This is a genomic window from Flagellimonas marinaquae (assembly GCF_023716465.1).
GTDB classification, from domain to species: domain Bacteria; phylum Bacteroidota; class Bacteroidia; order Flavobacteriales; family Flavobacteriaceae; genus Flagellimonas; species Flagellimonas alginolytica.
This window is the reverse complement of sequence record NZ_CP092415.1, coordinates 2886383-2902074: the sequence shown is the minus strand read 5'-3', so window position 1 is coordinate 2902074 and position 15692 is coordinate 2886383. Positions and strand designations below refer to the sequence as shown.

General features: G+C 42.5%; 12 protein-coding genes. 9 read left to right on the top strand and 3 right to left on the bottom strand.

What is annotated here, in order from left to right:
• Positions 1-61 precede the first annotated feature (61 nt).
• Together MJO53_RS12845 and MJO53_RS12840 are read left to right on the top strand one after the other, a co-directional pair.
• The gene (locus MJO53_RS12845) at positions 62-2617 is read left to right on the top strand and encodes an ATP-dependent Clp protease ATP-binding subunit (RefSeq protein ID WP_224834850.1); all 2556 of its coding nucleotides are present in this window, start codon (positions 62-64) and stop codon (positions 2615-2617) included.
• A 154-nt stretch (positions 2618-2771) separates the two neighbouring features.
• Entirely contained in the window at positions 2772-3191 is a 420-nt protein-coding gene (locus MJO53_RS12840) for an STAS/SEC14 domain-containing protein (protein ID WP_252079362.1), read from the top strand.
• Positions 3192-3200: 9 nt separating this feature from the next.
• On the opposite strand, the gene MJO53_RS12835 is transcribed toward MJO53_RS12840, so the two are convergent.
• On the bottom strand, positions 3201-4739 hold the full coding sequence (locus tag MJO53_RS12835; RefSeq protein WP_252079361.1) for an NAD(P)H-hydrate dehydratase: 1539 nt from the start codon (positions 4737-4739) through the stop codon (positions 3201-3203).
• Between the two features lie 257 nt (positions 4740-4996).
• On the opposite strand from MJO53_RS12835, the gene thrA reads away from it, so the two are divergent.
• The 7 genes from thrA to MJO53_RS12800 all read left to right on the top strand — a co-directional run bounded on the left by thrA (position 4997) and on the right by MJO53_RS12800 (position 12793).
• Positions 4997-7441, top strand: coding sequence for a bifunctional aspartate kinase/homoserine dehydrogenase I (gene thrA / locus MJO53_RS12830; protein WP_252079360.1), 2445 nt, complete (start codon positions 4997-4999; stop codon positions 7439-7441).
• 3 nt (positions 7442-7444) lie between these two features.
• The gene (locus tag MJO53_RS12825; protein ID WP_252079359.1) at positions 7445-8368 is read left to right on the top strand and encodes a homoserine kinase; all 924 of its coding nucleotides are present in this window, start codon (positions 7445-7447) and stop codon (positions 8366-8368) included.
• A 4-nt stretch (positions 8369-8372) separates the two neighbouring features.
• Positions 8373-9668, top strand: a complete 1296-nt coding sequence (gene thrC, locus MJO53_RS12820) for a threonine synthase (RefSeq protein WP_252079358.1) — start codon at positions 8373-8375, stop codon at positions 9666-9668.
• Positions 9669-9769: 101 nt separating this feature from the next.
• Positions 9770-10858: a glycine cleavage system aminomethyltransferase GcvT gene (gcvT, locus tag MJO53_RS12815; protein ID WP_224834856.1), complete on the top strand. Its 1089-nt coding sequence runs from the start codon at positions 9770-9772 to the stop codon at positions 10856-10858.
• A 7-nt stretch (positions 10859-10865) separates the two neighbouring features.
• Positions 10866-11684, top strand: coding sequence for a sugar nucleotide-binding protein (locus MJO53_RS12810; RefSeq protein WP_252079357.1), 819 nt, complete (start codon positions 10866-10868; stop codon positions 11682-11684).
• Positions 11685-11729: 45 nt separating this feature from the next.
• Positions 11730-12011: a 4a-hydroxytetrahydrobiopterin dehydratase gene (locus tag MJO53_RS12805; RefSeq protein WP_224834858.1), complete on the top strand. Its 282-nt coding sequence runs from the start codon at positions 11730-11732 to the stop codon at positions 12009-12011.
• 71 nt (positions 12012-12082) lie between these two features.
• Positions 12083-12793 carry a YebC/PmpR family DNA-binding transcriptional regulator gene (locus MJO53_RS12800; RefSeq protein ID WP_224834859.1) on the top strand — a complete coding sequence of 237 codons (711 nt, stop codon included), beginning with the start codon at positions 12083-12085 and terminating at the stop codon, positions 12791-12793.
• Positions 12794-12865: 72 nt separating this feature from the next.
• On the opposite strand, the gene MJO53_RS12795 is transcribed toward MJO53_RS12800, so the two are convergent.
• Both MJO53_RS12795 and MJO53_RS12790 read right to left on the bottom strand, forming a co-directional pair.
• On the bottom strand, positions 12866-14986 hold the full coding sequence (locus tag MJO53_RS12795) for a M28 family peptidase (protein ID WP_252079356.1): 2121 nt from the start codon (positions 14984-14986) through the stop codon (positions 12866-12868).
• A 166-nt stretch (positions 14987-15152) separates the two neighbouring features.
• On the bottom strand, positions 15153-15692 hold the full coding sequence (locus MJO53_RS12790) for a 1-acyl-sn-glycerol-3-phosphate acyltransferase (protein WP_252079355.1): 540 nt from the start codon (positions 15690-15692) through the stop codon (positions 15153-15155).

The following is a 15692-nucleotide window of genomic DNA, read 5'->3' as shown; positions in this document are numbered from 1 at the left end:
GTACGGTATTTGCCCATCGTAACAATACTTTTATTAATTTTAATTGCTGAAAAAGAAACGTATGGACGATAATTTCTCCCCCCGCGTAAAAGACGTTATAGCATACAGCAAGGAAGAAGCCCTGAGATTGGGCCATGATTTCATTGGAACGGAACACCTTATGCTGGGTCTTTTAAGAGACGGGAATGGCAAGGCCATAAACATATTGGACGCACTGGACGTGGACTTGGACCACCTTCGCAGAAAGGTGGAAATACTGAGTCCTGCAAATCCCAATACAGGAACAATACAGAAGGATAAAAAAAATCTTCACCTTACGCGCCAAGCGGAAAGAGCATTGAAGACCACCTTCTTGGAGGCAAAGCTTTTCCAAAGTTCCTCCATAAATACAGCGCACCTTTTGCTCTGTATTCTTAGGAACGAGAATGATCCTACAACAAAATTGTTGCACAAGCTAAAAGTGGATTACGACAATGTAAAGGAACAATTCAAATCCATGATCACCAGTGACGATGATTATATTGATTCCCCTCAGGCAGAATCTTTCCCTGGGGACGCTGACGATATGGGCGATAGCAAAGAAAGTTCCTTTGGTTCCGGATCCGCTCCAAAAGGAAACAAAAAATCCAAGACACCGGTCTTGGACAATTTTGGCAGGGACCTCACTCGTTTGGCCGAAGAGAACAAACTCGATCCCGTTGTGGGCAGAGAGAAGGAAATTGAGCGTGTTTCCCAAATATTGAGTCGTAGAAAAAAGAACAACCCATTGCTTATTGGTGAGCCAGGAGTTGGTAAAAGTGCCATTGCCGAAGGTTTGGCACTGCGCATTATCAACAAAAAGGTTTCACGTATTCTTTACAACAAAAGAGTGGTGACCTTGGATTTGGCTTCGTTGGTGGCAGGCACAAAATACCGTGGCCAGTTTGAAGAGCGAATGAAAGCCGTAATGAACGAGTTGGAGAAGAACGACGATATCATCTTGTTCATAGATGAGATACATACCATTGTTGGTGCCGGGGGTGCAACAGGCAGCTTGGATGCTTCCAATATGTTTAAACCCGCATTGGCAAGGGGTGAGATACAATGTATCGGAGCAACTACGCTTGATGAGTATAGACAATATATAGAAAAAGATGGTGCCTTGGAGCGTCGATTCCAAAAGGTTATGGTAGAACCCACTTCCGTGGAAGAGACCATCGAGATTTTGATGAACATCAAAGGGAAGTACGAAGAGCACCATAACGTAAACTATACGGACGACGCCATTATGGCCTGCGTAAAATTGACCAACCGCTACATGACGGACCGCTTTTTACCGGACAAGGCCATCGATGCCTTGGACGAGGCTGGATCAAGAGTGCATATCGTGAACATGGATGTTCCCAAACAAATTCTGGAACTGGAAGGCCAGTTGGAAGACGTTCGCGAACTTAAGAACAGCGTTGTCAAAAAACAGAAATACGAAGAAGCCGCCAAACTTAGAGACGACGAAAAACGTCTCGAAAAAGAATTGGCATCCGCCCAAGAACGCTGGGAAGAGGAAAGCAAGTTACATCGGGAAACGGTCTCCGAGGACAACGTTGCCGACGTGGTTTCCATGATGAGTGGAATACCCGTGAACAGAATTGCCCAGACCGAAAGCAACAAATTGGCAGAACTGCCCAATTTGATCAAAGGCTTTGTAATAGGCCAGGACGAAGCCGTAACCAAAGTTGCACGGGCCATTCAAAGAAACCGTGCCGGACTCAAAGACCCTAACAAACCAATAGGTTCGTTCATTTTCTTGGGACAAACAGGGGTCGGTAAAACCCAATTGGCCAAAATTCTGGCCAAGGAACTGTTCGATTCCGAAGATGCCCTTATTCGCATAGATATGAGCGAGTACATGGAAAAATTCGCCATTTCGAGATTGGTAGGGGCCCCTCCCGGATACGTAGGTTACGAAGAAGGCGGTCAGTTAACGGAAAAAGTACGCCGCAAACCCTATTCCGTAGTATTGTTGGACGAGGTGGAAAAAGCACATCCCGATGTTTTCAATATGCTTTTACAGGTATTGGATGATGGATTCTTGACCGATAGTCTTGGACGTAAGATCGACTTTAGGAACACCATAATTATTATGACCTCCAATATAGGTGCCAGACAGTTAAAAGATTTTGGACAAGGTGTAGGTTTCGGAACCGCTGCAAAAAAGGCACAGGCCGATAGCCATCAAAAAAGTGTAATTGAAAACGCCTTAAAAAAAGCATTTGCCCCGGAATTCCTTAACAGGATCGATGATGTCGTAGTATTCAATGCTTTGGAGAGAGAAGATATCCATAAAATTATCGATATTGAATTGAACAAGCTGTACAAGCGAATCAAGGAAATCGGCTATGATCTGAATCTATCCGAAAAAGCAAAAGACTACATCGCCAACAAAGGGTTCGATAAACAATATGGTGCACGACCTCTTAAAAGAGCCATCCAAAAATATATTGAAGATGCCCTTGCAGAGGAAATAGTGAATTCTAAGTTGGAAGAAGGCGACAGTATTTTTATGGATCTGGACGAGAAAAATGATGAACTCACCATTAAAATAAAAAAGGCCGAGAAATCGCCCGAAGCCGAAAAATAATTTGAAACAACACTTAAAAAAAGCTGACGATCGTCAGCTTTTTTTATGCCCTGTAATTACCATACACACGATATTTTAGCGTTTAATCTATTATTTTTCCTCACGGTGCGCAACCCTCATAATTTCGTTGGCGAGACACTATAATTACTTGGGGATGAAAATTACTTCTAATAAGAAGACGGTTGTGGTACGCGAGTATCAACTGGACATTGGAACCGTTCAGGTTTTCAACAATTATATGGTTGCTTCTTTTGATGAAGGAACAACCATTACCCTAGAAAGGGCTTACCAAATGATCGGCATTTCAGAAATCCATTTTAGAGAAAAGGATTTCGCATACATCAGTTTAAGAAAGAACTCGTACGCCATTGACCCAACGGTATACAATTATTTACGGGGCATGGACAACCTTGTCGCTTTCGCCATTGTTTCCAAAAAGGAAATAGACATGCACAATTTCAATATTGAAAAAATGTTCTACAAAAAGCCTATGGAGTTTTTTATTGAATTCGACAACGCTCTGAGTTGGATCCAGAAAAGATTGAAAGCAAGAAAAAGCAGAAACAGTGCTTAATTCTCATGCTTACCTGGGATTTTCTTTTTGCTCCGCTTCAGGTTTACGGAACAGTTCCGAATAAGCACTACCAATATTGCCCACAATAATCGAAGCCTTTAGAGCTTCATATCCATTTTTGGAAGCGCCAATGTCTCCGGCCAGCCCGTGAAGGTATACCCCAAATATTGCAGCCTCGGCTGGTGGATATCCTTGAGCCAAAAGCCCTGCGACCATTCCGGTTAAAACATCCCCACTTCCTGCAGTTGCCATACCAGGGTTACCTGTGGTATTAACATATCCCTTGCCATTGTACAAAGTAATAGTATGGGCTCCTTTGATTACAACCACCAAGTTATATCGATCAGCAAACGACTTGGCCTTGTCCAACATTTCAAAATCTGATGTCCACGGGCCTATCAGTCGCTCCAACTCCTTGGGATGAGGGGTCAAAATGGACATTTCCGGTACATCTTTAAGCAAATCCCGGTTCTCGGAAAGAATGTTCAATGCATCGGCATCAATAACCATAGGAGAACCTGAACCCTTCAAATAAACAGCCAAAGCCTGGACCGTATCCTCATCCTTGCCCATTCCCACCCCTATGCCAGCAGCAGTTGGACTAAAAGGAATTTCTATCCGTGAAATAATTTTATCCCGGGAACCGGTAAGCACCATAGCTTCGGGCACGGCAGTTTGTAGGGAATGGTAACCACATTTCGGCACAACAGCCGTAACCAGTCCACAACCAACACTCAAACAGGCATTGCACGCCAACTGAACAGCCCCTATTTTTCCATAACTGCCTCCAATAATAACCGCATGTCCATAGGTTCCTTTGTGTGAGAACTTCGACCTGGGTCGGTACATTGGCAAAATCTCCGGTCGCCCTATCAGCTCAAAATCCGTTTCCGTTTTTGCGATAAACTCGGCGTCCAATCCAATATCCAATAGTTCCCATTGATTGGCATACGCACCCGTCTCTGGCAAAAAGAAAATTAATTTGGGCAACTGAAAACTCAACACATAACTAGACCTGATCACATAAGATGGTTCCCAAGGAGATCTATCCACGGGTAATCCAGACGGTACATCCACAGATAGTGTAAAGGCATTGGAAGCATTAATATGGGCTATTAAATTACCGACCCAATCATCGGGAACCCTGTTCAGACCAATTCCAAAAATGGCATCGACAACAATATCCGATTCGGAAATATTGGGTAAACCACTATCGTTATTGATAAAATCCGGCCATACCTTTCCATCCTTCAAGCGTTCCAGGTTCAACAGAAAATCTTCCGAGCGCTTATCACTATAGTTTACCACAAATACGTGAATGGAATAACCATGCTCATGCAATTTTCTGGCCAACACCAAGCCGTCTCCCCCATTGTTACCAATGCCGCAGAACAGTTTTATGTTCACCTGGGTGCCCCGTAAGCGAGCATGCATCCATTCGAACAGTTGTGTGGCCGCCCGTTCCATGAGTGCATCGCTGGTTATCTGTTCTTTTTGAATTGTGGATTTATCAGCTTGATATATTTGATGTGAGGAAAAAATTTTCATTCAGCAATAAAAAATGTGTATTCGTAACAATATCGCAAAAACATCACCAATGATTTGATGAAGTATTCAAAAGTACTACTTTTATCATCTCATTTATAAAGCAATGAACTTAAAAGAAACGGATAACAATCTAAAATTGATGAATACTCCTTCATCTATTTCTACGATTACTACCACCACCCCTTTGGGGTAAGTCTGCTATATATAATTCCGTCCGTTTTAATCTATTTTTTCAATTTTCACAATATCATTTCATCATGAAAGTCTTAAAGTTTGGAGGCACTTCGGTAGCCAATCCAGAGAATATAAATAAGGTAAAATCTATCCTAAAATCACAAAAAAACCACTCCATGGCCGTTGTGGTATCGGCCTTTGGGGGCGTAACCGATCTCCTTCTCAATGCATCAAAACGTGCATCGGAACAAGATGTATCCTATAAAAACTTCGTAAAAGAAATTGAGGACCGACATATAGCCGCCATTCGGGAACTTATTCCGGTAAAATCGCAAAGTGCGGCCCTTAGCAAGGTTAAGAGCGATCTAAACGTGCTGGAAACTTTATTGGAAGGTGCTTTTTTGATCGGTGAACTTACTCCAAAACTATCGGATAAAATTGTAAGCTATGGTGAACTTTTTTCGTCGTTTATTATTAGTGAGTTCTTAAAATCTGAAGGGTTGGACGCCATTTTCAAGGACAGCCGACAACTGATCATAACCGATAATAACTTTGGCAAAGCTACGGTAGATTTTAAACTGACCAATGCCAACTGCGAGAATTTCTTTTCTAAAAACAAACATGGCATTACCTTGTTGCCAGGATTTGTGGCATCCAGCAAAAACGGGGACCTTACCACTTTAGGAAGAGGCGGTTCCGATTATACCGCTGCTATAATCGCTGCCGCAACAAATGCCGATATTTTAGAAATTTGGACCGACGTCAGTGGTATGTACACCGCAAACCCCAAATTGGTGAAGCAGGCCAAATGTGTAGCGTCCATAAGTTATCAAGAAGCCATGGAGCTGTCCCATTTCGGTGCAAAAGTACTCTACCCGCCAACCATACAACCCGTGTTGGGAAAAGCCATACCGATCGCCATAAAAAACACATTCGACCCGGAAAACCCGGGTACGCTCATTTCCCAAAACAACAACGGCAACGGAAAAACAGTAAGAGGCATCAGTCATGTAGGCAATATTAGCCTTCTTTCTCTGGAAGGCCCCGGAATGATTGGTATCCCCGGCATTTCAAAGCGCTTTTTTGAAACCCTCTCGGTAAAGAACATCAGTATTGTATTGATTACCCAAGCATCTTCCGAACACTCCATCTGTGTTGGAATTGCAGATGATGATGCAGATTTGGCCGCAGAGGCGGTAAACGAGACTTTTGAATATGAAATTGCCTCAAAAAGAATAAAGCCCGTAATGGTCGAAAAAGACCTTACCATTGTGGCCCTGGTCGGTGATAATATGAAAAGCCACCAAGGTTTGAGCGGAAAAATGTTCAGCACCTTGGGCAAGAACAATGTAAACATTAGAGCTATTGCGCAAGGGGCATCGGAGCGGAACATCTCCGCAGTCATTAAAAAAGAGGATGTAAAAAAGGCACTGAATTCATTGCACGAGACCTTTTTCGAAGAAAACATCAAACAGCTCAACCTTTTTGTTATGGGAGTGGGCAATGTAGGAGCCAAATTCTTGGAGCAAATCCGTCAACAAAAAAAGTATTTAAAAGAAGAGTTAAAACTAAATGTCCGGGTTATCGGAATCAGCAACTCCAAGAAAATGGTATTTGACGAGAACGGAATTTCCCTAAAAGACTGGAAAAACGCATTGGACCAAGGTGTACGGACAGAAATGGAGGGATTTTTCGAAAAAGTTAGGTCACTTAATTTCCGAAACAGCATTTTTGTGGACAATACGGCAAGTGCTGATGTATCAAAAAGCTATGCCAATTACCTAAAAAATAGTATTTCGGTAGTTACCTGTAATAAGATTGCTTCCTCGTCGGACTTTGCAAACTACAAAGCATTGAAACAATTGGCCAAGGAATACAATGCACCCTATTTGTTCGAGACCAATGTTGGTGCAGGCCTTCCCATTATCGATACCCTAAAGCACTTGATCGCATCCGGTGATAAGGTTCGAAAAATACAGGCTGTTTTATCGGGTAGTTTAAACTTTGTGTTCAATACGTTCAACGATTCCATCACATTCCACGACGTAGTGAAACAAGCTCAGAATCAAGGCTATACCGAACCCGACCCAACCATAGACCTAAGCGGTGTAGATGTAATGCGCAAAATTCTAATCCTAGCACGGGAAAGTGGCCATCAATTGGAGATCGATGATATTGAGAACGATGCTTTTCTGCCCGAAGAAAGCTTGGAGACCAATTCCAACGAAGCCTTTTTTGAAAGTTTGAAAAAGTATGAATCCGATTTTCAAAAAATGTACAAACAAGCCAAAGACGCCGATTGCAAACTTAAATATGTTGCCCAATTTGAAGATGGCAAGGCCAAAGTTGGTCTTCAGCAAATTCCTAAGGGCCATGATTTTTATAATTTGGAGGGCAGCGACAATATTGTGCTGTTTTATACAGACCGATATATAGAGCAACCCTTGATCATTAAGGGTGCCGGTGCCGGTGCCGATGTAACCGCATCGGGTATCTTTGCGGATGTGGTGCGAATCGGAAATTTTTAAACCATGGAAGAAATCAAAGTATTTTGCCCGGCAACCATAGCAAATGTCTCCTGTGGGTTCGATGTGCTCGGATTGGCCCTGGACTCGGTAGGTGACCGGATGACAGTTCGCAAAACATCGGAAAACGGAATCCGAATCACCAAGATTACGGGACAGGACCTACCATTGGCAACCGAAAAAAATGTGGCTGGTGTAGCAGGAACGGCCTTATTGGAAAAAAGCGACTACCAAGGGGGGTTTGAGATCGAGATTGACAAACGTATAAAACCTGGTAGTGGTATTGGAAGCAGTGCCGCCAGTTCCGCAGGTGCCGTTTGGGCCATGAACGAATTATTGAACAGGCCATTTTCCGATCTTGAACTAGTTGAATTTGCCATGCAAGGAGAAAAAATGGCCAGCGATGTGGCCCATGCGGACAACGTAGCACCTGCCGTTTTTGGTGGATTCACATTGGTTCGAAGCTATGATCCCTTGGATATTGTTTCCATACCTACACCTTCGGAGCTGTACGCAACGGTCATTCATCCGCAAATTGAGATTAAGACCTCGGATTCCCGAAAAATTTTAAAAACCACGATTTCCATGCAACAGGGCATACAGCAATGGGGCAATTTAGGAGGATTGATCGCCGGACTGTTCAAAAATGACTACGATCTTATTGGCCGTTCATTGCACGACCATATTGTGGAGCCCATTCGTTCAATTTTGATTCCAGCATTTGATGAAATAAAAACCAACGCCCTAAAATCAGGGGCACTAGGAAGTGGAATTTCGGGCTCTGGACCTTCCATTTTTGCATTGAGCAGAGGAGAAAAAATTGCAAGGCACGTGGCTGATTCCATGACCGAGACCTATCAAAATATCGGAGTGGATTTCGATATCCACATTTCCAAAATCAACAACCAAGGCGTTAAAAAAATTAACTAGTCCCATGAGGTTTTACAGCTTAAACAACCCAACTATCCAAGCTTCGTTCAAAGAAGCCGTAATTGCCGGAATCGCTCCCGATAAAGGATTATATTTTCCAGAAAGCATAACTCCCCTATCTGCCGATTTTTTTGAAAAATTGGACGAGTTGTCCGATCATGAAATTGCATTTAGGGCCATCCATCAATTTGTAAAAGAAGACATACCGGATGTAGACTTAAAAACAATCATTAAAAACACATTGGACTTTGATTTCCCCGTAAAAGAAATTGAGGATAATGTTGCTGTCCTGGAGCTTTTTCATGGCCCAACTATGGCATTTAAAGATGTTGGTGCACGTTTTATGGCCAACTGTCTTGGCTATTTTTCTAAAGGAGGAAAACAGGATGTTACCGTTTTGGTGGCCACTTCCGGAGATACGGGCGGAGCCGTTGCCAATGGTTTTTTGGGGGTTGATGGTGTAAAAGTGGTAATCCTCTACCCGAGTGGAAAAGTAAGCGAAATCCAAGAGAAACAATTGACCACCTTAGGTGAGAACATTGAGGCCATGGAAGTGGATGGCGTTTTTGATGATTGTCAACGCATGGTAAAAACAGCTTTTTTAGATAAAGAAATTACCGATTGTAAACAGCTAACCTCCGCAAACAGCATCAATGTGGCACGATGGCTTCCGCAGCTATTTTACTTTTTGTTTGCATACAAACAGGCCAAAGCTAAAGGGAAAGAAATTGTTTTCTCCGTACCCTCGGGGAATTTCGGAAACATTTGTGCCGGGATGGTAGCTCAAAAATTGGGAATGCCCGTAAAACATTTTGTGGCCTCTACCAACGCAAATAATGTGGTGCCAAAATTTATGGCAAATGGAGTTTACGAGCCAGTGCCATCCGTGGCGACCATTTCCAATGCCATGGATGTGGGAGATCCGAGCAATTTTGTCCGAATCCGGGAATTATATCAAAATAATTTGGACACCTTGCGCAATAACCTTTCGTCCTATTCCTTTTCCGACAAAACCACTAAAACTACCATGGAAAAAGTGCACTCGGAGGCGGGCTATGTTTTAGATCCACATGGAGCCGTTGGCTACTTAGGTTTAAAGGAATACCAAAAAGAACATCCGAACACATTTGGCATTTTCCTGGAAACGGCACATCCTGTTAAGTTTTTGGATGTGGTGGAGGAAACCCTGGGAATACAACCAAAAATTCCAACCCAAATACTACAGGTAATGGACAAAGAGAAAAAATCACATAAAATCTCTGGTTACGAAGAGTTAAAATCCTATTTAATGGATAGTTAGCATTTTTATATCACATTTTAACAAAAGGCTGTTCAAAACATTCTTTTGGAAAAAGTTCCATCTGCAACGAAATCGATAAATTTGCTACAAAACCAGAAGGAATGAAACAGACTGCTCTTACCAAAACGCACGAGGCCCTTGGAGCCAAAATGGTACCTTTTGCGGGTTACAATATGCCCGTTTCTTACGAGGGTGTGAACATTGAACACGAAACTGTACGCAAAGCTGTCGGGGTGTTCGACGTGTCGCATATGGGTGAGTTTTTAATAGAAGGACCAAAGGCATTGGAACTGATCCAAAAAGTATCCACCAACGACGCTTCAAAATTGACCGTGGGCAAAGCACAATATAGTTGTATGCCCAACGAAACCGGTGGGATTGTGGATGACCTTATTATCTATAGGATCAAAGAAGAAACCTACCTTTTGGTGGTGAATGCAGCAAATATTGAGAAAGATTGGAACCATATCTCCAAATACAATGAGGCCATAGGAGCCGAAATGCGAAATATATCCGACGATTATTCCCTGTTGGCCATCCAAGGACCAAAAGCAGTGGAAGCTATGCAATCGTTGACATCTGTGGATCTTTCTGCCATTAAATTCTACAACTTTGTTGTAGGTGATTTTGCCGGTGTTGAGCATGTTATCATATCGGCCACGGGATATACCGGCTCCGGCGGATTTGAAATTTATTGCAAGAATTCCGAAGTAAAACAAGTTTGGGACAAAGTTTTGGAGGCGGGTGCCGATTTTGGTATAAAACCCATCGGTTTGGCAGCACGAGATACCCTGCGCTTGGAAATGGGCTATTGTCTTTACGGAAACGATATCGACGATACCACTTCTCCTTTTGAAGCCGGATTGGGGTGGATAACCAAGTTTACCAAAGCGTTTGTGAACAGCGAAAATCTTTCCATAGAAAAAACAACAGGATCAAAACGAAAACTGGTAGCTTTTCAAATGGAAGAACGTGGCATACCAAGAGCGGGATACCCTATATTGGATGCGGATGGCAAACAAATAGGAAAAGTAACCTCGGGAACCATGTCCCCTTCCCTTTCTAAAGGAATAGGTCTGGGCTATGTAGTAAAAGAGAATGCTGCATTGGACAGTAAAGTGTTCATCCAGATTAGAATTAACAAGGTACCGGCCACCATTGTAAAACTACCATTCTATAAAAATACGTAAGCAGCTTTTGGATAAAAAAAAGATATTGATACTAGGAGCGAGTGGATTTGTAGGCAATGCTATTTACAAAGAACTCTGCTCCTATTTTGATACTTATGGCACCTATTACACCAATAGTGCCTTTGCCACAAATAAACAGTTTTTGAGATATGACCTCGAGGAAGATGATATTTTTCAGATACTGGAGCGTGTACGCCCCCATGTTATAGTATCTGCCCTACGCGGTAATTTTCCGGCCCAGATTCAGGCACATCAGCATCTTATGGAATATTTGGTGAAATCTGATGCCAAACTATATTTTATCTCCTCCGCCAATGTATTCGATGCCTACAGTAAATTCCCATCCTATGAAAATGATAAAACCCTGTCCCTAAGTGTATATGGGCGATTAAAAATCAAAATAGAGAATATGATCATGCGATTGCCCAAAGGAAAAGCGGCAATTCTAAGGGTCCCTATGGTTTTTGGAAACACTTCGCCCAGGATAAAGGAGCTCAAGGAGCATTTGGACAGCAAAGAGCCCATAGAGGTGTTTCCGAACCTGATCATTAATGTTACCAACGACGATAGGCTTACCCAACAAATCCATTACCTCATCAACAGGAACAAAACAGGCATCTTCCATTTGGGCAGTAACGACCTCATCCAGCACGAGGAATTCATTAAAGAGGTCATAGCGCATTTGGGAAATTACCACCCTGTTTACAAAAGGGTGTACACCACTAACGAAGATCGTTATCTGGCGGCCTTGCCCAAAGAGAATATCCTTCCCAAAAATCTTCGTATTAGTTGCCAAGAGATTATCGATCATCATTTACCGGTCTAGTTTTCTTTTGGTGGTTTTATTCGCTATCTTTTCTAAAATCCGAATATGAAAACAATGGACCAAAACGAAATTGAACTGGCTTTGAAAGATTTACCGGGATGGATCTTGGAAAATGGAACGATCACAAAAGCATTCACTTTTACCGATTTTAAAGAGGCTTTTGCCGTAATGACAAGAATTGCTTTTGAATGCGAAGCAAAAAACCATCATCCCAACTGGGAAAATGTGTATAACTCCCTTACGATAAAGCTCAGCACACACGATGCGAACGGAATTACCCGAAAGGATATTGACCTGGCCCTAACCATCGAAAAAATTGTAAGATAAAGTTGAAAGCAATCAACTTGACAAAGGGGCATTTTTTGTTAAATTTGCCCTCATCCAGAATTTAAGATTTTATGGGAAGAGCGTTCGAGTTTAGAAAAGCACGAAAAATGAAACGTTGGGCAGCCATGTCCAAAGCGTTTACCAGAATTGGTAAAGATATTGTAATGGCCGTTAAGGAAGGTGGCCCCGACCCCGATGCCAATGCAAAGCTCCGTGCCGTAATTCAGAATGCCAAGGCAGTAAACATGCCAAAGGACAACATTGAAAGAGCAATCAAAAGAGCTTCCGATAAAAACCAAGGAGATTACAAAGAGGTCCTTTTTGAAGGGTATGCCCCACATGGAATTGCCATTTTGATCGAGACCGCAACCGACAACAATACCAGAACCGTGGCCAATATCCGCAGTTATTTTAATAAATGTAACGGAAGTTTGGGTACATCTGGCTCTGTTGAGTTTATGTTCGACCATACTTGTAACTTTACCATAAAGTCCGAAGGACTTGACCCGGAAGAATTGGAACTCGAAATGATCGATTTTGGTGCTGAGGAAGTGTTTGTGGACGAAGATGGTATCCACATTTATGCACCTTTCGAAAACTTTGGAGCCATTCAAAAAGAATTGGAATCGCGCGAGATAGAAATAATTTCCTCCGGATTCGACCGTATTCCGCAAGTAACCAAAGAACTTAACGAAGAAGAAGCGGCAGATGTGGAAAAGCTTTTGGAAAAAATCGAGGAAGACGACGATGTACAGAACGTGTTCCACAGCATGAAGGAATAAATTCCAAACATCTTAAAAGCAATAGGGCGCGATTAAAATCGCGCCCTATTTAGTATGTACAAAGGTGTTCAACTACGAGATGCTCTGTGCCAATTTAAGAATCTTATCGGCCAAAGATTGTATGGCAGCGGCATAGCGCTCGTCCCACTCTTCCAACCTTTCGGAAGAAGTCAAGGAAATCTCATATTCCAAACCTGGTAACATCCAGGATGCGTAGCCACTAAAAGGGTCCGTGGATGCATATATCGACTTAAACCAAGAGCCATAGTACATGCCCTTTTCATCAATAAAGCTTTTTTCCAAAGCCAACAATTGCTTGTTGATACTTTTAATTTCTTTTTTGGACAACGTACCGGATGCCAAAACATCGGATAGGGCTTTGTTCAAAATTTCAGTGTTATTATCCAACACCTTAATAGATGCTTCAACTTTATCGAAGCCCTTAAATTCTGTATCGAATGCCTTGATCTTTTTAACAGCGTTGGCAAAATGTCCTTTTAAATCAGTGGAATATCTTTTCACGTCATACGGAATAACTTCTGCATTGGCCAACCTCAGAGCCATTAAACCTGCGAACTGCTCTATGGTACCTCCCATTTTAAATTCTGGATCTGCAAAGGTTTTATAATAGTGAAAACTATCGTAATTCGTGTGATAAAGTGTTGGTCCTCCTGCTCCTCCACTAACGGATGGAACACCTACGTGCATATAAAATCCGATATGATCGGAACCTCCTCCCAAGTTTCCAATACGAGGCTCCTCTTTATCGCCCCTCCATTGATCATAGAGTGTTTTATCAGTGTAGGGATAATTTACTTTTTTGGACATTTGGGTAACCAGATTCTTTAATGTCGGAGAAGATGAGGCCCCGAAATTTTTACCGGAAACACCACCGTCAAAATTGAGATAGGCTACAGCTTTAGCACCAAGTTCGTCCCTTAATTGTTCTACCCATTCCGATGATCCGATCACTCCATGCTCTTCCGCATCCCAATGGGCAATAAGAATGGATCTTTTGGGGCCCATACCTTTTTTAACAAGTTTACCAATGGATTCGCTCAAGCCCAACAGCATGGCCGTACCACTGTTAGGATCTGTAGCGCCAAAAGCCCAAGCATCGTAATGGCAACCAAGAATAATCCACTCGTCCGGGTATTCCGTTCCTTTAAAAGTACCTACCACATTGCTCACTCGAACAAACTCTTTGGGCTGATCTACTTTTACACGTACCGTGAGCCCATCTCCCCCTTCTAACCTATATGTAAAGGGCAATCCTCCCTGCCAAGCATTGGGAACAGGTTTTCCCTGCATCCTGCCCAATATTTCCTTTGCCGAACCATAGGGCAATGGCAACACCGGAATGGTATGCAAATCCGTTTCGGAGGGGTCCAACCGATCGACCTTCTTTTTGCCATCCAATGGCAATGCAGGTTCAAATGGGGTCAAAGGATCGCCCTGATAATCCAATGTCAGCACGGAGCCCCTCTGAATGCCGCTCTCGTTATAATTATGTCCGTTGGGGTATACAAGGCCTTTCATGTAACCACTATCTTCTGGGTCGGTGTACATAATAAGTCCTGCAGCACCGTACTGTTCGGCAATCTTGGCCTTGTAACCGCGGAAATTACGACCGTAACGGGCAATAACAATTTTGCCCTTTACATTGACCCCCATCTCCTCCAACTTTTCAAAATCCTCTTTGGTTCCATAATTGGCATATACTACGGTAGAAGTAACATCGCCACTACCGGAATAGGCGTTCCATCCCTTTTCCAAGGTAGGATCCGAGGAAAACTTGTCCTCTGCCAAGATATCCTCTTGTTGATTTAGTGGCATACGCAACGGTGTCACCAATTCCACCGCGGAACTTCCACCTGTTGTGGTCATGTAAATATCATAGGGATATAATTTTACGTCCATTCCCGCATTTTCCATCACACCCGCCATGTATGCCGCAACTTTCTCATTGGCAGCTGTTCCTGCTACGTGGGGCCGTTCCGTTAATGTTTTTAGATGTTCCCTAAATTTTGGATAATCCACTTGGCTTTTAAAGGTCTCCTCCAATTTTTCTTGCTCCTGTAATGAGGCTGGTGTATATCCTTGCCAGTCTTGTGCCGAAATAATTGAAGTGGACATTAAACTGGCCGCTACAAATAGTTTAAAGCAATTTTTAGTTGAGTTTTTTTGAATCATAATTTGATTGGTTATTAGTTGCCTAAATATAAGATATTTCGGCGTCTAAGTCCACCCTCGACCCAAGCTATCTTCGGCTAGTGTTACCATCAAAAATCTTTTCTCGATTTAAGTAGTGGAACCGCCTATTTAATGATGATGATTATAAAATAGGGATACAGGGCACTTAAAAGCTATATTCGCGTACTTTTCCTGTTACGCCTTGGTAGAAGGCGTGAATTTTATCGAAATCCTTTTCTTGATAAGTAGTCGTAAAAAATGGTCGACCTATTTTGATTTCCTTTTTTCCAAAGTCAAAGGCAACCATTACAATAGGTACCTTGGCCTTTTTTGCAATATGATAAAATCCGGTTTTTAAATGGGCGACTTTTTTTCGTGTGCCCTCCGGTGCCAGTGCAAACCTGAAGACCTTTCGTTCATTAAAAACCTGAACAATGCTATCCACGGTATTGGAATTTTTGGAACGATCTACCGGCGCACCTCCGGTCCACCTAAAAAACCATCCGAAGGGCGGTTTGAACAGACTCTTTTTTCCGATATAATTGATTTCTTGGTTTATTACCTTTCTGATCAACAAGCCCAAAAAGAAATCCAACCAATGGGTATGTGGAACCACAATTACAACGCATTTATCCACTTGGGGAAAAGAACCGTTGAGTTTCCATCCCAAAATTTTAAAATATATGAATTTGGCAAGCCTTTGCAT